17 protein-coding genes and 1 pseudogene are annotated in these 17,938 nt (G+C 57.4%); 8 read left to right on the top strand and 10 right to left on the bottom strand.

Annotation, left to right across the window (positions count from 1 at the left end; all coding sequences use genetic code 11):
- Positions 1-6: 6 nt before the first annotated feature.
- From K3551_RS07385 to K3551_RS07360, 6 genes and pseudogenes are all read right to left on the bottom strand, one after another.
- A pseudogene (locus K3551_RS07385) lies at positions 7-573 on the bottom strand (tyrosine-type recombinase/integrase); the annotation flags it as partial.
- A 274-nt stretch (positions 574-847) separates the two neighbouring features.
- Complete coding sequence (locus K3551_RS07380) at positions 848-1,486, bottom strand: aspartate/glutamate racemase family protein (RefSeq protein ID WP_259918860.1); 639 nt, start codon at positions 1,484-1,486, stop codon at positions 848-850.
- Positions 1,483-2,322: an ABC transporter permease gene (locus tag K3551_RS07375; protein WP_259918859.1), complete on the bottom strand. Its 840-nt coding sequence runs from the start codon at positions 2,320-2,322 to the stop codon at positions 1,483-1,485. The genes K3551_RS07380 and K3551_RS07375 overlap by 4 nt, the downstream gene beginning before the upstream one ends.
- Before the next feature lies 1 nt (position 2,323).
- On the bottom strand, positions 2,324-3,145 hold the full coding sequence (locus K3551_RS07370; RefSeq protein ID WP_259919517.1) for an ABC transporter permease: 822 nt from the start codon (positions 3,143-3,145) through the stop codon (positions 2,324-2,326).
- Between the two features lie 90 nt (positions 3,146-3,235).
- Complete coding sequence (locus K3551_RS07365) at positions 3,236-4,495, bottom strand: PotD/PotF family extracellular solute-binding protein (protein ID WP_259918857.1); 1,260 nt, start codon at positions 4,493-4,495, stop codon at positions 3,236-3,238.
- A gap of 27 nt (positions 4,496-4,522) precedes the next feature.
- On the bottom strand, positions 4,523-5,506 hold the full coding sequence (locus tag K3551_RS07360; protein ID WP_409197425.1) for an ABC transporter ATP-binding protein: 984 nt from the start codon (positions 5,504-5,506) through the stop codon (positions 4,523-4,525).
- Positions 5,507-5,739: 233 nt separating this feature from the next.
- Here K3551_RS07360 and K3551_RS07355 point away from each other — a divergent pair, with 233 nt between their 5' ends.
- Entirely contained in the window at positions 5,740-6,438 is a 699-nt protein-coding gene (locus tag K3551_RS07355; RefSeq protein ID WP_259918855.1) for a GntR family transcriptional regulator, read from the top strand.
- Positions 6,435-7,265: a GNAT family N-acetyltransferase gene (locus K3551_RS07350; protein ID WP_259918854.1), complete on the top strand. Its 831-nt coding sequence runs from the start codon at positions 6,435-6,437 to the stop codon at positions 7,263-7,265. The genes K3551_RS07355 and K3551_RS07350 overlap by 4 nt, the downstream gene beginning before the upstream one ends.
- Positions 7,266-7,359: 94 nt before the next feature.
- Here the strand turns inward: K3551_RS07350 and K3551_RS07345 are convergent, their stop codons facing one another.
- Positions 7,360-7,581, bottom strand: a complete 222-nt coding sequence (locus K3551_RS07345) for a hypothetical protein (RefSeq protein WP_259918853.1) — start codon at positions 7,579-7,581, stop codon at positions 7,360-7,362.
- A 482-nt stretch (positions 7,582-8,063) separates the two neighbouring features.
- Here K3551_RS07345 and K3551_RS07340 point away from each other — a divergent pair, with 482 nt between their 5' ends.
- From K3551_RS07340 to K3551_RS07330, 3 genes are read left to right on the top strand one after another with little or no spacing between them, the layout of a single operon-like run.
- Positions 8,064-8,462, top strand: coding sequence for a hypothetical protein (locus tag K3551_RS07340; RefSeq protein ID WP_259918851.1), 399 nt, complete (start codon positions 8,064-8,066; stop codon positions 8,460-8,462).
- Positions 8,459-9,769: a relaxase/mobilization nuclease domain-containing protein gene (locus K3551_RS07335; RefSeq protein WP_259918849.1), complete on the top strand. Its 1,311-nt coding sequence runs from the start codon at positions 8,459-8,461 to the stop codon at positions 9,767-9,769. The genes K3551_RS07340 and K3551_RS07335 overlap by 4 nt, the downstream gene beginning before the upstream one ends.
- 30 nt (positions 9,770-9,799) lie before the next feature.
- Positions 9,800-9,994, top strand: a complete 195-nt coding sequence (locus K3551_RS07330; protein ID WP_259918848.1) for a hypothetical protein — start codon at positions 9,800-9,802, stop codon at positions 9,992-9,994.
- A 394-nt stretch (positions 9,995-10,388) separates the two neighbouring features.
- Here the strand turns inward: K3551_RS07330 and K3551_RS07325 are convergent, their stop codons facing one another.
- Both K3551_RS07325 and K3551_RS07320 read right to left on the bottom strand, forming a co-directional pair.
- Positions 10,389-10,841 (bottom strand): hypothetical protein, encoded by a 453-nt coding sequence (locus K3551_RS07325; RefSeq protein ID WP_259918846.1) that lies wholly within the window; start codon positions 10,839-10,841, stop codon positions 10,389-10,391.
- A complete protein-coding gene (locus tag K3551_RS07320; RefSeq protein ID WP_259918844.1) occupies positions 10,838-11,074 on the bottom strand; it encodes a hypothetical protein in 237 nt (78 codons plus the stop codon). Before K3551_RS07320 ends, K3551_RS07325 begins: the two co-directional genes overlap by 4 nt.
- A 536-nt stretch (positions 11,075-11,610) precedes the next feature.
- Between K3551_RS07320 and K3551_RS07315 the strand changes: the two genes are divergently transcribed.
- A complete protein-coding gene (locus K3551_RS07315) occupies positions 11,611-11,790 on the top strand; it encodes a hypothetical protein (protein ID WP_259918842.1) in 180 nt (59 codons plus the stop codon).
- A 167-nt stretch (positions 11,791-11,957) separates the two neighbouring features.
- On the top strand, positions 11,958-13,148 hold the full coding sequence (locus K3551_RS07310; RefSeq protein WP_259918840.1) for a Fic family protein: 1,191 nt from the start codon (positions 11,958-11,960) through the stop codon (positions 13,146-13,148).
- Positions 13,149-13,214: 66 nt separating this feature from the next.
- Here K3551_RS07310 and K3551_RS07305 read toward each other — a convergent pair whose 3' ends face one another.
- The gene (locus K3551_RS07305; protein WP_259918838.1) at positions 13,215-14,126 is read right to left on the bottom strand and encodes an ArdC family protein; all 912 of its coding nucleotides are present in this window, start codon (positions 14,124-14,126) and stop codon (positions 13,215-13,217) included.
- 392 nt (positions 14,127-14,518) lie between these two features.
- Between K3551_RS07305 and K3551_RS07300 the strand changes: the two genes are divergently transcribed.
- Complete coding sequence (locus K3551_RS07300; protein ID WP_259918836.1) at positions 14,519-17,935, top strand: TM0106 family RecB-like putative nuclease; 3,417 nt, start codon at positions 14,519-14,521, stop codon at positions 17,933-17,935.
- The last annotated feature ends 3 nt before the right edge of the window (positions 17,936-17,938 follow it).

Raw genomic sequence — 17,938 nt, 5'->3', positions numbered from 1 at the left:
CGGTCGTATAGCTTCAGCGATCGCCAACGTATCTTCAAGCTCGACGCCAAGGTATCTGAAAGTGCTGTCCATATCTTGATCTGACCCAAAACCATCTGGACGGCCCGAAGGTTGCCGATTTTCTTGTAGATCTGCGTCACCTTTGTTTGCCGCATCGAATGCGTTCCATATACGCTGGTTTCCAGGCCAATGGATGCCACCCAGTCTCGCACAATCCTCGTGTACTGACGGGTCGAGATGCGAAACCATTCGTGAAATCGCCCTGGGCAAAGGCATTCAGATCCGATCATGAGCGGTTCCTGCACCCACCGGGCCAGCAGTGCGCGCGCGCCTTGAGAAATTTCAAAGCGCACGGGCTACTGGGTCTTGCTTTGCGACGCGGACGCGCGTTCCTGGATCGGATCTGACGCCATGACACAGACGATTTCCAACTTTCACCAGATCACAGCCGCGGAACTTGCTGTCGATGGCCAGATTGAACAGAGCAGGATCGCGATGGTTCTCGGTCAACTCCAGCCGCACCCTTTTTGTCCAGATGTGTTTTGGATTGAGTGGTCCCTTACGGCCCACGATACGACCGTTGTTTCAGGCGGGGCGAAGGGTCCGAATGACCAGCTAGTCTGTTGTTTCCAAGACTGATCCTCCGACTTGCCAATCCTTCCACAAAGACAACCCAGACGTTGACCACAGCATCATGTCGCAGAATGTTGCGTTGTATCTGAGGTCAGGGAAGAGCCCGGATCGACTGATGCTGCATAACGCACAAACGGCGGCAATCTCGGGTAGTCGCATGAAAGGTGTGTAGGCAAACAGCCACAACGGGCCCTTCCTGCAGCATCGATAGCCCTCAAATCTGGCTGGCGAAATTCGCAGCGGCTCTTACGCCATCGATGAACCGTACGGCCTGCCCGCTACTTGTCGTCGATTGGTGGATTTCAACCATGCCTCCACAGCCGAGGACAACGGACTGGACGTCGTCATCGCGTATGGCCATCTCAATCTCTGCAAGGATCCTCGCCGCTGCTGCTTTCGGATCGCGCTCGAGCGCAAGAACGGGCACTCCGCTGGCACGAACGCGACCAAGGTGACCGCTGAGGCCGTAGGCGGCGATGTTGGCCTCGAGTATTGGCCGCGAGACCTCAAGGGTCGTCACAACCGAGAAACGCCTGCCCGCGACTGCGGCAAGATGATACGCCGCTTGACCAATGCCGATGACAGGGCACCTAGCAATTGTCCGGGCAGCCTCCAGAGCGGTGTCATCAAAGCATGCGATTATGATGGCCGAGGCTCCCTCCTCGGACGCTTTGGCAACAAGCGCCAGCAGGGGGCCTTCGGCGGCCAGCCCGTCCTCAGCACCCTGGATTGAAGGCGGGCCATCATGGGATGTCCAGCCTTTGAACGTCGCGGTGGGGACCGTTTCGCGGGCGGTGCGTAGCATTGCATCCGTCATGGACACCGTGCTGTTGGGGTTGATCAAGACAATCATAACGTGCCCTGCCCGGCATCGGACCCCGCACGCGCCTTGCGACGGGTACTCCAAACCGCGAGGCACAAAAACAAGCCGATCATCAGCAGCGAAAACACCGTGGTCAGAGTTCCCAAGGCGTAAAGAACCGGTGTGGTCACATTCGTCGTCATGCCGAAGATCTCGAGCGGCAGCGTGTTGTAGCTGCCCGCCGTCAGAAGGGTGCGCGCAAATTCGTCGTAGCTGAGGGTGAAGCCGAACAGGGCAACGCCGATCAGCGACGGGCCGATGATCGGCAAGACGACGTGGCGGAGCGTTTGCCATGGGGTCGCGCCCAGATCGCGCGCCGCCTCCTCATAGCTTTTGTCAAAGCGGTTGAAGACGGCGAACATGATCAAAAGGCCAAAAGGAAGTGTCCAGGTCAATTGCGCCCCAAAGCCCGAGGTCGACCAATGTACCGTCAAACCGGATTGCGAGAACACCAACCCGACGCCGAGCGAGATCAGGATCGATGGGATCACAAGCGACGTGATGATCAGATAAAACAGGATGCCGGATCCTTTGAACCGCTTTCGAAAGGCCAGCCCCCCCATCACCGACAGGACAACCGTCGTCACCATGACCATGAGGCCCAGGCCGAGGCTCCGCCGGAAGCTTCCCCAGATGTCACCAACAGCTTGCTGTTCGAACAGCTCGCGGAACCAATGCAGCGACGTGCCTTGCATCGGAAACGTCAGTCCTCCGCCAGGACCCTGAAAGGAAAGGATCGCGATGGTGATCGTCGGGCCATAGAGGAACAGCAGGAAGACTGCAAAAAAGGTGCCCAGGATGTAAAAGGATTTCGAGCGCGGCTCCATTCTACAACTCCTTCCGGATATCGACGAAACGCAACATGATGCCAATCACGATCAAAACCGTCAGGAGGAGCACCACCGCCGTGGCGGATGCAGATGGATAGGCCAGAAGCGCGATATCGTTGGAGATCAATCGTCCGACATTGGCGGATTGAGATCCCGACATGAACCGCACCGTGATGAAGTCCCCCATCACGAGCGTGACCACGAAGATTGTGCCGATCATGATGCCGGGCTTGGTCAGCGGAATGATGACATTCCAAAGAATCTGAGCGCCCGATGCACCTGCATCCCGAGCCGCCTCGATCAGGGATTTGTCGATCCGCATCATCGTGTTGAAGATTGGGACCACCATGAACAGCGTGTACAGATGGACGAATGCAAGGATCACCGCAAAGTCTGAGAACAAGAGCCAGTCAAGAGGCTCATCGATGACGCCCCAGGACATCAGGTTTGAGTTGGCGATCCCGTTGCGGCCAAGGAAAGGGATCCAGCTGATCATGCGGATGATGTTGGATGTCCAAAACGGAATCGTGCAAAGCAGAAATAAAACGATCTGCCAGGTCAGGGTGCGAACGTGAAACGCCAGAAAGTACGCCACGGTAAAGCCGATGCTTAGTGTGAACACCCAGGTGATGAACGCATATTTGAACGTATTGAAAAAGACACGGTACGTGACGTTCGAGCCGAATAGAAATTCGTAGTTCTCGAAATCAAAAGCCGGGATGATGGAAAATTCCGTGGCCTGCCAGAAGCTGACGATCACGATCATGATGATCGGCAGGACGAGAAAGATGACAAGCACCGCCATGATCGGCAGGGCCATCAGCCATCCAAGTATCGAGTTGTTTTTCAGCACGGGTCGGCCTTCCACGTCAGGGTAGAACGGGCGCACCTGCGCCCGTCCCATTTGTCATCAGGCCGCGATGAACTCGTTCCACTTGCGAACCATGTACTGGTTTTCGTCCATGACGGCGTTCCAACAGGCAACAGCACCCATGCGGTCTTCGAAAGACCCGCCGTCGCGGACTTCGCCGGCTTGCGCCAAGGGGTCGCCAGTTGGGGAGGTGATGGTATCGGTGGCCTCTTTGCCTTCGAACCAGAAACCCCATTCGTTTTCGGACATGAAGTTCTTGGAGGTTTCCGGCACTGCGGAATAATAGCCCTGACGCATCAGATAGCCGCCGACCCAACCGTCGAGATACCAGTTGATGTATTCGTAGGCCGCGTCCCGCTCCAAGCCTGTCAGCGCCGCCGACATGCCCAGACCGCCGCCCCAGGAACGGTAGCCCTCTTCCAGGGGCTGGTAAACGCAAGGCACGCCACGGGATTTCACCGCAGTGATCGCCGGCGACCACATGGACTGGATCACGACCTCGCCCGAGGCCATCAGGTTGACGCTCTCGTCGAAGGACTTCCAGAAGGCGCGGAACTGACCGTTGCGCTTGGCTTCGGTGAAGATGCCGATGGTCATGTCGATTTCTTCGCGGGTCATGTTGCCCTTGTCGGGATAGGTGTATTCACCCATCGATTCGACGACCATCGCCATGTCCATGATCCCGATCGACGAGATATCGAGGATCGAGGCCTTGCCCGCGAATTCAGGGTTGAGCAGCTCAGACCAATTGTTGATCGGACGCCCGATCAAGTCGGGGCGAATACCCAGGGTGTCAGCGTTGTAGATCGTTGGAATCAGAGTCATCCAGCCGGATTCTTCCTGAACGAATTCGGTCCCGTTCGGCCCGGACGTGAAACCGACGGTATGGGGGGCGGTGCCTTGCGCGATTGTGCTGGTGGGCGTCAGCTTACCGTTGCGGAAAATGCCGACGATCTTGTCATAGTTCGCGATCCGAGATGTATCCATCGCCTGCAGATTGCCGGTCGGCCAAACTTTCTTACCGATCCAGTATTCGATGTCGGCGATGTCAAAGCTGCCTGGCTGTGTGGCGGCACGCTGCGTGACGCTGTCACTGTCCAGCGCCGTCATTTCCAGGGTAAAGCCCAAGTCTTCTTTGACCTTGTTGGCCACGTCATTCAAATTCGACACGCCTGTGCCGAACTGGCGCAGCGTGACGTCCTTGATGTTCTGCGCCCAAATCATTGGTGCGCCGAGCGTTGATCCAGCTGCAAAGGCCGCGCCGCCCTTGAGGATATTCCGTCTTGATACTTTGGTCATCTTTTATCTCTCCGAGTCAGACTGATTTTAGGCCGTGAGTTTATGCAGTTTCGCGTCGTCCCAGATCAGACCGACCTGATCGCCTGGGTTGAATGGGTTGTTGAAAAACACGCCTTCGGGCACCAACGCGCTGATCTCCTGATCACCGGCAATGCGGGTCAGAACGGACACATGCGCGCCCTGGTATTCGACGGCTAGAATGCTGCCTTGAAGCTGGCCCGCCTCGCTTTGCGACAGCCCGACCTCGTCCATGCGGATGGCAAAGCGTCCCTTTGGCAAGGCGATGACGTTATGGCCGCCCATGAATTGCGCGACAAAGGCGGTCTTGGGGGCGTTGAACACGTCCCGGGCAGACCCGGCCTGTTCGATAACCGCGTTGTTCATCACGACGATTTCATCGGCGAGTGCCAGGGCCTCGTCCTGGCCGTGCGTGACGTGGACGAAGCTTATCCCCAACTCCCGTTGCAGCTTGCGCAACTCGCCCCGCATTCGGATCCGCAGAAAGGGGTCGAGCGCTGAAAGCGGTTCGTCCAGCAACAGAACCTGAGGCCGCGTGATCAGTGCCCGCGCCAGTGCGACCCGCTGTTGCTGGCCACCCGAAAGCTGGTCAGGGAGCCGGTCTCCCAACGCGCTCAGATCGACCAGTTCCAGCACTTCACCCGCCTTCTTGAGGCGCGCAGATTTGTCTTCGCCTCGCATCTTCAGGCTGAACGCGACATTGTCGGTGACGCTCAGATGCGGAAACAGTGCATAGTTCTGAAACATCATGGCCGTGCCACGTTTCGCGGGCGCGAGGTCGGAGATGTCGGTGCCACCCAAGAGTATCGAACCGTCAGACACTGTCTCGTGTCCCGCGATCATACGCAGCGTGGAGGATTTCCCGCAGCCCGACGGCCCCAGCAAACACGCATAGCCCGCCGGTCGAAACTTGTGACTGATCGCATCGACGGCAATCGTTGGGCCGTAACGCTTGGTCACTGATACCAGTTCAAGGTCCTGTTTCATGGCGATCACAAGCTCTCCGATGCACTGAGCCACCCAAGACGTCCGGACTGGAAAAGCGCAAACTCAGATGGAAATTTCACAGCGCCAAACCCAGCCTTGCTGAAACTTTAGGCACCAAATCTGACGGAAGCGCGGAAATTGAACACATCATTGTACACAATGTTGAATACTACTGCGTACAACTCACCGACTTGAAGCGACGCGAGACCTCTGCCATTCCCGGGGCCTGAGGAAGCGAAATGTTGAACCGTCCAAATCCAGCTACTTCTAGGCCTGCAAGCAGCGAAACCATCGCGCAAGCGTTGTCTCTTGCGATCCATGAACATCGGATAATGCCCGGCACAAAGCTCGGTGAGGACGATCTTGCCGATATCTACGGCGTGTCCCGTACCGTGATTCGCGCCGCCTTGCTCGGTCTGTCGCACATCAAGCTGGTCGATATCCGGCGCAACAAAGGTGCCTTTGTCGCTTCGCCATCCACCTCGGATGCGCATGAAGTTTTCGAAGCGCGAGAGCTTCTGGAGCCGCGAACAGCCCGCAGCGCTGCATCGCGTGCGACACCTGCGGACATTGCCAAGCTTGAACGTCACATCACCGACGAACATGCGGCGCTCGACGCGGCGGATCCCGGCAGGGCGCTGCACCTGTCAGGTCTTTTTCATATGGAAATCGCCCGGATCGCAGATCAGGCGACGATTGCAGGCATAATTGAAACGCTTGTCGCACGCTCTTCTTTGATCATCGCGCTGTATTGGCGACGGGAAAGCGCGCTCTGCGAAAAACATGCGCATCATGCCTTGGTGCAGGCCCTCGCCGATCAGAATGGCGACCAGGCTGAGGAGCTGATGCGAAGCCATCTGGTCGATCTCCATTCGGCGCTTGACCTGCGAGAGAGGGGTGAAAGGACGTTGTCCCTGAAGGACGCGCTGACGTCATGACCGTGCGCGCGATGACCCTCCAGGATCTGGAAAAGGTGCTGGACTGGGCCGCAGACGAGGGATGGAACCCGGGCCTGGAAGATGCACCGGCATTTTGGGCGTCTGATCCGTCGGGTTTTTTCATCAAGAAACTCGACGGCGATCCTGTCGCCGCGATTTCGGTCGTCAACCACGACAGCAACTTTGCCTTTCTAGGGCTCTATCTGTGCAGGCCGGACTACAGGGGCCAAGGCTATGGGATGGAGGTCTGGCGCGCAGGAATAGCCCATGCCGGTACCCGCAGCATCGCTTTGGATGGCGTGCCGGATCAGCAGATGAACTACGCCCGTTCGGGCTTCGTCAAATGCGGCAGCACGATCCGTTTTGAGGGACATGTCCCAGCAAGACATCAACCCCGCGTTCGCTTGGCAACGCACGCTGAACTACCGTCCCTGGTCGAACGCGATATGAACGCATCCGGCATGCACCGCGTGGCCTTTGCGACCGCGTGGCTTGACCAAATGGAAACACGCAAAACGGTCGTTTTGGTTGATGGAACAACCGTCACGGGCTTCGCCACGTTCCGGCATTGCCGGACCGGCATCAAGGTCGGCCCTTTTCACGCTACGACGGACTCCGACGCCGATGCGCTTTTGGCTTCAAATCCGTTCGAGGGACGCCCTGCCCCCTATTTCATCGACGTCCAGGAACACGGCTCACCCCTCGCCGGAATGTTGACGTCACGTGGGTTTGAAGCGACCTTCGAGACTGCGAGAATGGTCCGTGGCAAAGCCCCAAAGGCCGAAGCCCCTGCGTTTCATGCGATAGCGTCAATGGAACTCGGATAGGCCAACGCCGGTGCGCTCGCCTCAATCAGTCGGTTGAAAGGACTCTGTTGCACAAATCATCTGAAGTCCGGATGGCCCCTTTCCCCGGACGGACTCATCCCACTGCTTCCATTTCGTCGGGGAACGGCAATAGCCGCGACATCGCACCGGCTGTTACCCCTTCTCCCAGATGATCGAGCGACGCCCGAAGCGATCGCGCAAGGACGTGCTTGTTCTTGCGCTCCTCCTCACCGATGATTTGCTCGACCACGGACCGGAACGCCTCGTCCCGACCGTAAGTCGAAATATGCTTCTTCATCAGATCGCCGTGAACCACCGACCTATCCTGCTGTAGACGTTGTAGTATTTGGCACCCGGTTCATCAACGCGAATGTAGTTCGAGGTCGACGGAATGCCGATCCGCAACCGTGTCCTGCACAACCATACTTCAGCAAACGGCAGCTCTCCGCTTTTTTCCTCACATGTCTACAGAGCGATCTCACCTCGACCGTATCTTTTTCGCCCCTCAAGCACGGCCCCAGTACGGACACGGCCTTCCAACGAGAAACGCCGCCCCGAAGGGGCGGCGTTTATCTCACTGAACTATCAGCTTTTAGTTGGTTGCGGGAGGGCGATCTAAACTTAACCTGCGAGGGTCGCAGGATAAGTTGGTTGCGGGGGCTCGCAACCAACTTAACTTGCTGATCTTCGCGCCAGACTTCTCGGCATGGCGATACGCCTCCTAAGCGGTTGAAACTATGATTCAATCGCTCAGGAAAGTTGTTTTCGCCGTCATGCCGGGTCCGAAAGGAACCCGACATGCAAACCGAGTTCAATAGACATGGAAGCCAGCGAAAGCGTGAAGCACCCTTCTCGCTCAGACTGACATTCGAGGAACGTGCCAAGCTGGAGGACGCCGCAAACGGCGTGCCGCTTGGCACCTATATCAAGGCGGTGCTCTTCGGCAGCAGCTTGCCTAAAGTACGGCGACGGAACACCCAGCCGGTCAAAGACCACGAGGCCTTAGGCCGCGTGCTGGCCGCGCTCGGACAGTCACGTCTGTCTGCAAACCTCAACCAAATGGCGCGAGCCGTAAACACTGGCACCCTGCCGGTGCATCCCGAGACAGAAGCTGACCTTCGCCGGGCCTGCGGCGAGGTCCACGAGATGAGAACCGCTCTGCTCGAAGCCTTCGGCAAGGATGGGGGTGCGTCATGATCTTGAACGGCAACGAACGCGGAAACGCGAAGGAGCTTGCACGCCATCTCCTGAACATGCGCGACAACGACCACGTCGAGCTGCATGATCTGCGTGGTTTCGTCTCCGACGACCTGCACGGTGCGCTCCTGGAAGCTGAGGCCATCTCCATGGGGACGCGGTGCGTCAATCACCTGTTTTCCCTCAGCTTGAATCCGCCTGAATACGCGGATGTGCCTATCGAAACCTTCGAGAAGGCAATCGAGCGCATCGAAGCGGGGCTCGGCCTGCAAGGCCAGCCCCGTGCGATTGTATTCCACGAAAAGGCGGGCCGACGCCACGCACATGCCGTGTGGTCGCGGATCGACTCCGAGGACATGAAAGCGATCAACATCTCCTTCTACAAGAGGCGTTTGACCGGCATCTCCAAGCAGCTTTTCCTCGAAAACAGATGGCCATTACCGGAAGGTCTTCAGGACTTCCGCAAGCGCGATCCGCTAAAATTCTCGTTGCACGAATGGCAGCAAGCCAAACGTACCGGTCTCGACGCCAAAGAGACGAAGGCCTTGCTCCGCGAATGTTGGAACGTCTCCGACACGCGCCAGAGCTTCGAGGTGGCGCTGAGGGAAAAGGGATTCTGGCTCGCGCACGGCGACAAGCGTAGCTACGTCGCCATCGATTGGCGGGGCGAGGTTTACTCCCTGTCACGCGCTGCCGGTGTCAAGAAGAAGGAACTGACTGCACGGCTCGGCGACATGAGGGAGCTTCTTTCTGTCGAAGAGACCAAGGCGTATATCGGCGGACAACTGACGCCCAAGATCAAGGAATGGGCTCAGGAAGCGGAAACGCGCGCCAAGCAGTTGCGGCTGTCGATCACGTTCCAGTCCGAGCAGGCCGTTCAACGGCAACGCGGTGAACGCGACGCTTTGCGCAGGAAGCAAGAAGAACGCTGGAAGATCGAAGAAAAGGCTCGGGCCTCACGGACACCGCGCGGCATTCGAGGTCTTTGGGGCTGGATCACTGGCAAGAATCGGAAACTCAGAGAGATTAACGAGGCCGAGATCAGGCAGGCGAAGGCGCGCGACCGGATCGAAAAGCACGCATTGATCCGACAGCAGATCGCCGAACGGCGACGACTTCAAAGAACCGCCGACCGTGTGCGCAAACACCAGCAAGATACGCTGTATGGGCTCGCAGCCGATATGGCGCTCGCCATCACGATGGGACGCGTGCCTGAGACGGCCCAGCGAAAGCAAGAGGACGGAAAGCGTCAAAGGGATCGACGCAGAACGCGCGATCAAGGTCCGGATTTTGAACAGAACAAGTAATAGGAGTAACAAGCCATGAGACACACAATAATGCTGAACCTGGACGATGCACATGCTCGCCAGCTGAATGATCTTCGAGAGCATTTCAAACTGAAGGCGGAGGATACAATCCGACTTGCAATCCGACTTACCCACGCCAGGCACAAGCAAAAGCCGGACGTGCTCGTGCCTGAGTTCAAACCGTCGGCAAAGCGCGATGACTGGTATGATGACGAGCCATCTTGATCGTCCTATTCTCAACTTCCTTACAAGGAATGAGGAGGTTCAGGCGGATCGTTGTTTTCCGAAGAAGCTGCTTCGCTCCTTCTATCCAGTATCGTCTTAATGACATCTCCCATAAGGGCTCCCCAACCTGCGGCTGCGCCCACTGAGAAAGACTCGACTAATGATCTATCCGCGCCATCAAAGCCATAGTGGGCGGCCCCAACACCGGCTGCGGTAAGAAAAACTGCCTTAATTGTATTATCCCTTTTGCCCATTTTTTGAACCTCACAAAAATAATAATAATTTTTAAAGAGCCACCATATGCTGTGTTTAAAAAATGTCAATACTACTGACCCATTTCAATGGATTTAGACACATTCATTCAGAAAACCGCCCTATCAGACGGTGCTCATTCCTAAAGCAAATCAAACAGATCGGCCTGCCTCGGTGTCTGCACGTCCTCCGATGGCATGAACAAAGCGCTCGGGCCAATCAGGACATAATCCTGCTTGCCGTGGTGCACCGCCATACCGTGGTAGAAGCCTTCAAGGCGGTTTCGCGCTTCGTCACCAAGCATCGAAATCTCATGATAGCTGATCGGCATGCCATCGAAGAACCTTGCGGGCAAGAGCTGGTACGCGGTCGCAGCACGGGTGCTGCTGTGTGAGACCATGCCCGTGCAGACCCAAAGGGTGTTTCGATATGTGAAGGGTGAACGGACCCGGCCTTCGAGTGCGATCTTGTCTGCGCTGTAGGAGGCAGCAATGTCGCCTTCGCCGATCTGGCGGTCCCGCTCATGGCACCAAGTTCCAGATTCGAGGCGTGCTGGATCGACCTCGATTACCGGAATTTCGAGAGGGGCGCTCATGAGCGCCCCGCTTCGTTATCGGCTTGCGGTGCATCTTCCAGCGGCAGGCGCAGGACGATGCGGCCATTGATCGGGCAGGTCTCCAGCTGGAGGGTGTAGCCCTTTCCGTCTTTGTGCGCCCATGCCGCGCCAACTTTGTTCCAGTAGGATTTCGCACCCTTCTGGGTGACGTGCCATGCCATGTAGTCGGGCGCGTTGAGGACTTGGGTTTGGTTTGAGTTTTCGCGGGCCATGTTCTTTCTCCTTTGCTTGGGTTTGGCTTGCTAACGCCCTCCCGAAGCGCCGGAGGCAAAGGACCAGCTGTCATATCCAACACGGATACTTGGAGCGGGCAGGATGTTGATAGATGGGCCGCATCCGGCCAGGGAATTTAGGGCAACTGTTGCAAGCCAGTTCCCAAGGAAACGAGACGGACAGTATCGGTAGCAAAAAACACCACAGGCCAAGGCCAGCCGCGCCAACGTCAAGTCTGGCTTCGGCTCATCAGTCATCTTCGAAGAAATCACGGGATTGGAGCACGGGACATGGCTGCCGATAGTGCCGCGCAAATACTACTGCCGGACATCGCCCGATAGGCCACGCATTCCGCTAGCGCTGCTGGAGATCACCACCTCAAAGACGATATCGAAGCGCTTCACGCGCATCCGCCTGTATGCAGGATCAAGAAACCTCCCGAACCATCAGACCTTCCATTGGCCGATGATGGTGTGTGCCGGGGCCGAAAGGCCCTGAGTGGTTCGGGGCCTCCTTGAAGCAAAAGGAGGATACGATGAAACTCGTCTCACGCTTTGAAGCGGCATCCCGCAGCACGGCAGAACTGCATGGCCTGTTGGCCGAGGCGTTCAACGCCTTTGCGAGTGCCCCGCGCAGCAGCCAGGAGCGCCGCGACGCGCTGGCTACGATGCGCAACATCGAAGATGAGTTGGCCGCGCGCGGTCCAGGTCTCTAACTGTCTGGCGGCTGGCCGGTCGGCCAGTCGCTTCCTTGACAACCGGCCATGAAAGCGGCCAAAGAAGCGGCCATTAAGCCGGACTTCAGAACGCTTTCACAGATCATAAAGCTATGATATAGTTAGAATAAGTGAATTTAACTATCCGGCCAAAATGCAGGACAAACATGGCGCACGACGATGGTGAAAGTATAGGTCTTTTTGAGCCCCTCATGGTGAGCGAGGGCTCTCCTAGCCGTGCGGTCTTGAGTGATCTGGCGCTGGAGTTGGCCGAAAAATCCGCCGCCTTCCGTGCCAGCCTGCCCGAATCCATCGCGGCGGCACTGGCCGATCTGGTGCGCTCAATGAACTGCTACTACTCGAATCTGATCGAAGGCCACAACACGCATCCCATTGATATCGAACGCGCTCTTGAGGGTGACTACAGCGCTGATCCCAAGAAGCGCGACCTCCAGCTCGAAGCCCAGGCTCATATCACTGTCCAGAAATGGATTGATGATGGCGGGCTTGAAGAACCCCCGACCGCTCCCGCGTCGATCATCGAGATTCATCGCCGCTTCTGTGAGTTGCTGCCGGAAGACCTGCTCTTCGTGGAAGACCCCAAGACAAAGGAAAAGCTGCCGCTCGTGCCTGGCCAGCTCCGCGAACGCTATGTGCAGGTCGGGCGGCACATACCGCCAAGCCCTGGCGCTGTCCCGCGCTTTCTGGATCGACTGCATCAAGCTTACGCGCGCGCTGGCCGCATCGAGTCGATCCTGGCCGCTGCCTGCGCGCATCACCGCCTTCTTTGGGTGCACCCATTCATGGATGGCAATGGGCGCGTGGCGCGTCTGATGTCCTATGCCATGCTGCGGAATTCTCTTGATACGCGTGGGCTTTGGTCAGTCGCGCGCGGCCTTGCGCGGCGCGAAGCTGACTACAAAGCACATTTGCAGGCCTGCGATGGAGACAGGCGCGGCGATAGGGATGGACGCGGCACGCTCAGCGAAGCGGCGCTGGCCTCCTTTACGGAGTTCTTCCTGCGCATCAGCATCGATCAGGTCGAATTTATGGGCTCTCTGATGCAGGCGGAACGGCTGCGAGACCGGATAATGATCTGGGCCGAAGAAGAAATGCGCGCCGGAAACCTGCCCCCGAAATCCGATCTGGTGCTGAAAGCGATCCTCTATCAGGGTGTGCTGGAGCGCGGCGAGGTGGATTCCGTACTTGGCACAAGCGAGCGCACTTCCCGCCGGATCACCTCAGCCCTGCTCAAGGCCGGAGCGCTTCGCTCCGAAAGCACGCGCGCGCCGCTGCATCTAGCTTTCCCGGCAAAATACGCCGAGCGTTGGATGCCGGGGCTTTTCCCCGAGGGCTAAAAGCCCGTAGGTATGCGCCCGCCGGAAGGCGGGCGCGAAATTTTCTTAAGGCAAGAATGTCGCCGCTTACGCGGCGACTCCTTCGTCCTTCTGCTGGTCCTCGATGAGGGGTTGCAGGCCATGCAAGAAATCTGCGGCGCGCTGCGCATGGGCGGCGGCGGCAAAGATAGCACGCTTGTCTTCCTTCAATACCTTAAGCCAGCTTTGAATATAGGCGGCATGATCGCTGCCAGGTTCGGGGGTCAGCTTCAGATCGGCGCAAAGGAACGCCGCGCCCAGCTCGGCCACCAGCTCTTCGCGGGCGTAACCTTCATCACCCCAGCGCTTGCGGCCAAAGTCACGGTCAAGGCGGCTCTTGTGCTTCGTCCAGTGAGTCAGTTCATGGGCTAGAGTTGCGTAGTATGCCTCGGGGCTGCGGAACGTCTCGAAGGCTGGCATCTGCACATGATCGCTGCCATTCGCATAATGGGCGCTGTTCCCGCCATGGCGAATGTCTGCGCCCGTGTGCCCGAAAAACTCTTCCGCGTGGCTGATCTTCAAGGCCGGATCAATCACGGGCTCGGGCTTGGTGTAGTAGTGCTCGGGCAAGCCTTCGATCTGCTCGACGTTGAAAACGCTGTAGCCTTTCATGAAGGGAATTTTGCGCTCTTCCTCGCTCCCATCGTCCTGCTCTTCGGTCTTGGTGATCGTGTTGGCATAAACGACCAGATTGCCGCGCTCGCCCTTCTTGACGTGAGCGCCAAGCTCTTTCGCCTGCTTGAACGTCATCCAGTACGGGGAGAGATAACCCGCCTCAACGCTCGCCCCCCACAACATCAAGATATTGATTCCGTTGTAAGGCATGCCGTTGTGCCGTAGCGGCTTGGTGATCCGCCCTTCAAGGTTTCCAGCGTTCCACGGCTTCAGCCATGACAGCTCGCCTTTCTCCAGATCGGCAATAATCTTGTCTGTGACTTTCTGATAAACATCTGCTTTCATGTCTTTTTTCTCCTTTGTTCGGTTGCGCATGCAACCGAACTGCCCCTCTGGCGAAGAGAGGGGGGAGACCGTCCAGACCGAAGGCCATGGTGGGTGGTGCGGGCGCAGGCGAAGCCGAGCCACGGCCCATGGCCTTCGCCCGCAGCCATAGCGAAGGGCTTGGTCTTGACGGGTGATGGGCCATCAGGCCCCAATGAAAGAGAAGGATGTCAGCCGTTCACGGCTGGCAATGATAGCGCAAGGGATCGAAGCCGGATGGCGGAGACTGGCCTGTCAGGCTCCGTTCACGAGAGCCCGGCCCCCGTAGGGTGCGCAAGTAATATTGTGGATCAAATCGGTTTCCGGAGGCACACATTATCGCCAAGGATGCCAAAACCAAGGTATTGTGAATCATGAAAAAGTTAGATGGCGAACTTATTCTCAGCGCGTCCGATCTCGTCGGCCACTTGAACTGCAATCACTTGACGGCACTCGACGTTCAAGTCGCCGCTGGCAGCATGGCAAAACCGGATCGATACGACCCGTTGCTCGAAATCCTGCGTGAGCGGGGACACAGACATGAAGCTGCATACATCGATCATTTGAAGGCGAACGGCTATGAGATAGCGGCCATAGATGGTGTGGATATTACAGCGCAGGCCGTTCAGGCCACACGCGAAGCCATGAGCGAAGGCAAGCAGATCATCATACAGGCCGCGCTGAGCAATAATCGCTGGCGCGGACGCGCCGATATCCTGCGCCGTGTTAGCAAGCCGAGCCAGCTGGGCGATTACTCCTACGAAGTCATCGACACAAAACTCGCGCGCGAGACGAAGGGCGGAACGGTCCTCCAACTCTGCCTATATGCCGATCTCCTGGAAGCCATGCAGGGTATCACGCCGGACTATGTGCATGTGGTTGCGCCTTGGTCAGATTTCGAACCTCAAAGCTTTCGGTACGCGGACTACGCGGCCTATTATCGTCGTGTGAAAAGTGCGGCTGAGCGCGCCGCTTCGGAAGAAAACGGAGCTGAGACCTATCCAGAACCCAAATCGCACTGCGATATCTGCCGATGGGAAAACCAGTGTGACGCGCTTAGGCGGCAAGACGATCATTTGTGCCTGGTGGCTGGGATCACGAAGAACCAGATAGCGGAACTGAAGGAAAACGGCTTCGGGACAACTGAGGCACTCGCCGAGATGCCTTTGCCTGTGCCATTCAAGCCCAAGCGCGGTTCGCCACAATCCATCGAGAAGGCGCGGGAGCAAGCAGCAATCCAGGTCGAAGGGCGACGCACGGGCCAGTACAAATACACGCTATTGAATGTTGTTCCTGAATTCGGTCTCGCGGCCATTCCCGAACCTTCAGAGGGCGACGTCTTTTTTGATATTGAAGGCGACGAATTCGTCGGCGAGCACGGACTCGAATATCTGTTCGGGTATAGCTACGCAGATGAAACGGGCGCGAGCGCATACATCGCCGATTGGGCTTTTGACCGCGAAGGCGAAAAGCTGATCTTCGAGCGCTTCATCGATTTTGTTACGGCGCGGCGGCAGACATACCCCGATATGCATATTTATCACTTTGGGGGATACGAGCCTGGAGCGCTCAAGCGTCTGATGGGACGCTATGCAACCCGAGAGGACGAGGTGGATAACCTCCTTCGCGGCCTTGTTCTAGTCGATCTGTTGAGTGTGACCCGCAATGCCTTAAGGGCCAGCGTAGAGAGCTATTCGCTTAAATCGCTGGAACCATTCTTCGGATTTACGCGCGCAACCACTCTGCGCGACGCCAACATTGCCCTAACCAAAGTTTCGGCGGGTCTGGAACTGAATGATGTCCCATCCATCGACGAAGAGACCAAACAGACAGTCGCCGCCTATAACAAAGATGACTGTCTGGCGACGGCAAGCCTAAGAGACTGGCTAGAGAACCTGCGTTCGGAATTGATCGCAGCAGGCACTGACGTTCCCAGGCCAGCGCCAGGACAAGATGGCCCAAGCGAAGAACTCGATGAAAGGCAGAAACGCGTTCAAGAGCTCATTGAGCGTCTAACGCGTGACGTGCCCGTCGATCCTGAAGCACGGACGAGCGAGGAGCAGGCACGCTGGATTTTGGCCTACATCATCGATTGGCATCGCCGCGAGAACAAGGCCACCTGGTGGGAGTATTTCCGTCTGAAGGACCTCAGTGCGGAGGAGCTCTTAGAAGAAAAAGCAGCCATTGGCCGTCTTCAGTACGTCGAAACGATTGAGCGCTCGAAACAAGGCATTCCAACGGATCGCTACCGCTTCGAGCCACAAGATACCGACATCAGAGGGGACGAAAACCTTCACAATGTTGGAGGCGATAAACTCGGCACGGCACTCGCCGTTTCGCCGGATTCCAACACCATCGACATCAAAAAATCCAAGGCAACCGCAAACATACATCCCGATGCGGTCTACGCACACAAGTTCATCGACCCGAAAGAACAGGCCGCTGCCCTCTTCCGCTTTGGGGAATACGTCGCCGAACATGGCATCAGCGGTGATGGCGAGTACCAAGCCGCAAGGGAAATCCTGCTGCGCAAACCGATGGATGCAGGCGGCCAAGCGTTTCAAAAAGATGGGGAAACAACCCTCGATGCTGCGCTGCGCTTAACAGGCCTCATGAATGGGGGCGCGCTACCCGTCCAAGGGCCACCGGGTACCGGGAAGTCCTATACAGGCGCGCGCATGATTTGCGAGCTGATCAATCAGGGCAAGACGGTCGGCATCACGGCCAATAGCCACAAGGTGATCCGGGGCCTCGTCGACAAGACCATCAAGGCCGCTCCGGAACGGGGCGCAAATTTCGTCTGCATCCAGAAACCCGAGAGCGGTCACAAGGAAGACCCGAGCGATCATCTGACCTTCGCCAAAAGCAATGACGATGTCATCAGCGCCATCCGCTCCGGCGCTGCACAGTTGGCGGCGGCTACACCGTTCTTCTGGGCCACAGAAAACGCCAAGAACCTGGTTGATGTTCTCATCATCGACGAAGCCGGGCAAATGTCACTTGCCAACGCACTAGCGGTTTCCCAAGCAGCTCCAACGGTTGTCATGCTCGGCGACCCTCAACAGTTGGAACAACCAACGCAGGGAACACACCCGGATGGAACCGGCGTATCGGCGCTGGATCACCTGCTCGGCGGAGCCCAGACAATCACAAAAGAGCAAGGCCTTTTCCTTGCAACCACCTACCGCCTGCATCCGGAAATCTGTGCCTTCAACTCTGAGCTCTTCTACGAAGGCAAGTTGGAGGCCGAAGAAGATTGCGAGCGTCAGCTCATCACGTCAGACGGTCCGATATCCGGAACGGGCTTGCGATATCTACCGATCAAGCATGAAGGCAACACAAGCGCATCCATCGAAGAAGCCGACGCGGTCGCCGAGCTCGTCGGACAAATCCTCGCAAGCGGCGCGCAATGGACAGACCGCGACGGCGTCGTGCGCGATGTCACCGAGGACGATATCCTCATCATCGCGCCCTATAACGCGCAGGTCTTCGAGATTCAGCAGCGCCTTCCAGACGCGCGAGTTGGGACCGTGGACAAGTTCCAAGGACAAGAAGCCCCGATAACGATCTACTCGATGGCAACATCCAGCCACGCTGACGCACCGCGAGGCATGGAGTTTCTATACAGTGCCAACCGCTTCAACGTCGCAATATCACGGGCCCAATGCATCGCCATCCTCGTCGCTTCGCCCAATGTGTTTGAAGCTGAGTGTAAAACTCCAAGACAGATGCAGCTCGCAAATGGCTTCTGCCGTTACCTCGAATGCGCATCGCCTGTGAACATTGAATGAGGC

Origin of the sequence: Jannaschia sp. M317 (assembly GCF_025141175.1) — a bacterium.
Classification (GTDB): domain Bacteria; phylum Pseudomonadota; class Alphaproteobacteria; order Rhodobacterales; family Rhodobacteraceae; genus Jannaschia.
Note: the sequence above shows the minus strand (reverse complement) of the source record. Positions and strands in the feature narration are given on the sequence as shown.

What these genes read in the sequence shown, in the direction of transcription:
- K3551_RS07380 (WP_259918860.1), bottom strand. Translation starts at nt 1,486, where the DNA reads ATGATTGTCTTGATCAACCCCAACAGCACGGTGTCCATGACGGATGCA.
- K3551_RS07375 (WP_259918859.1), bottom strand. Translation starts at nt 2,322, where the DNA reads ATGGAGCCGCGCTCGAAATCCTTTTACATCCTGGGCACCTTTTTTGCA.
- K3551_RS07365 (WP_259918857.1), bottom strand. Translation starts at nt 4,495, where the DNA reads ATGACCAAAGTATCAAGACGGAATATCCTCAAGGGCGGCGCGGCCTTT.
- K3551_RS07300 (WP_259918836.1), top strand. Translation starts at nt 14,519, where the DNA reads ATGAAAAAGTTAGATGGCGAACTTATTCTCAGCGCGTCCGATCTCGTC.
- K3551_RS07305 (WP_259918838.1), bottom strand. Translation starts at nt 14,126, where the DNA reads ATGAAAGCAGATGTTTATCAGAAAGTCACAGACAAGATTATTGCCGAT.
- K3551_RS07355 (WP_259918855.1), top strand. Translation starts at nt 5,740, where the DNA reads ATGTTGAACCGTCCAAATCCAGCTACTTCTAGGCCTGCAAGCAGCGAA.
- K3551_RS07330 (WP_259918848.1), top strand. Translation starts at nt 9,800, where the DNA reads ATGCTGAACCTGGACGATGCACATGCTCGCCAGCTGAATGATCTTCGA.
- K3551_RS07325 (WP_259918846.1), bottom strand. Translation starts at nt 10,841, where the DNA reads ATGAGCGCCCCTCTCGAAATTCCGGTAATCGAGGTCGATCCAGCACGC.
- K3551_RS07320 (WP_259918844.1), bottom strand. Translation starts at nt 11,074, where the DNA reads ATGGCCCGCGAAAACTCAAACCAAACCCAAGTCCTCAACGCGCCCGAC.
- K3551_RS07315 (WP_259918842.1), top strand. Translation starts at nt 11,611, where the DNA reads ATGAAACTCGTCTCACGCTTTGAAGCGGCATCCCGCAGCACGGCAGAA.
- K3551_RS07310 (WP_259918840.1), top strand. Translation starts at nt 11,958, where the DNA reads ATGGCGCACGACGATGGTGAAAGTATAGGTCTTTTTGAGCCCCTCATG.
- K3551_RS07335 (WP_259918849.1), top strand. Translation starts at nt 8,459, where the DNA reads ATGATCTTGAACGGCAACGAACGCGGAAACGCGAAGGAGCTTGCACGC.
- K3551_RS07350 (WP_259918854.1), top strand. Translation starts at nt 6,435, where the DNA reads ATGACCGTGCGCGCGATGACCCTCCAGGATCTGGAAAAGGTGCTGGAC.
- K3551_RS07340 (WP_259918851.1), top strand. Translation starts at nt 8,064, where the DNA reads ATGCAAACCGAGTTCAATAGACATGGAAGCCAGCGAAAGCGTGAAGCA.
- K3551_RS07370 (WP_259919517.1), bottom strand. Translation starts at nt 3,145, where the DNA reads ATGGCCCTGCCGATCATGGCGGTGCTTGTCATCTTTCTCGTCCTGCCG.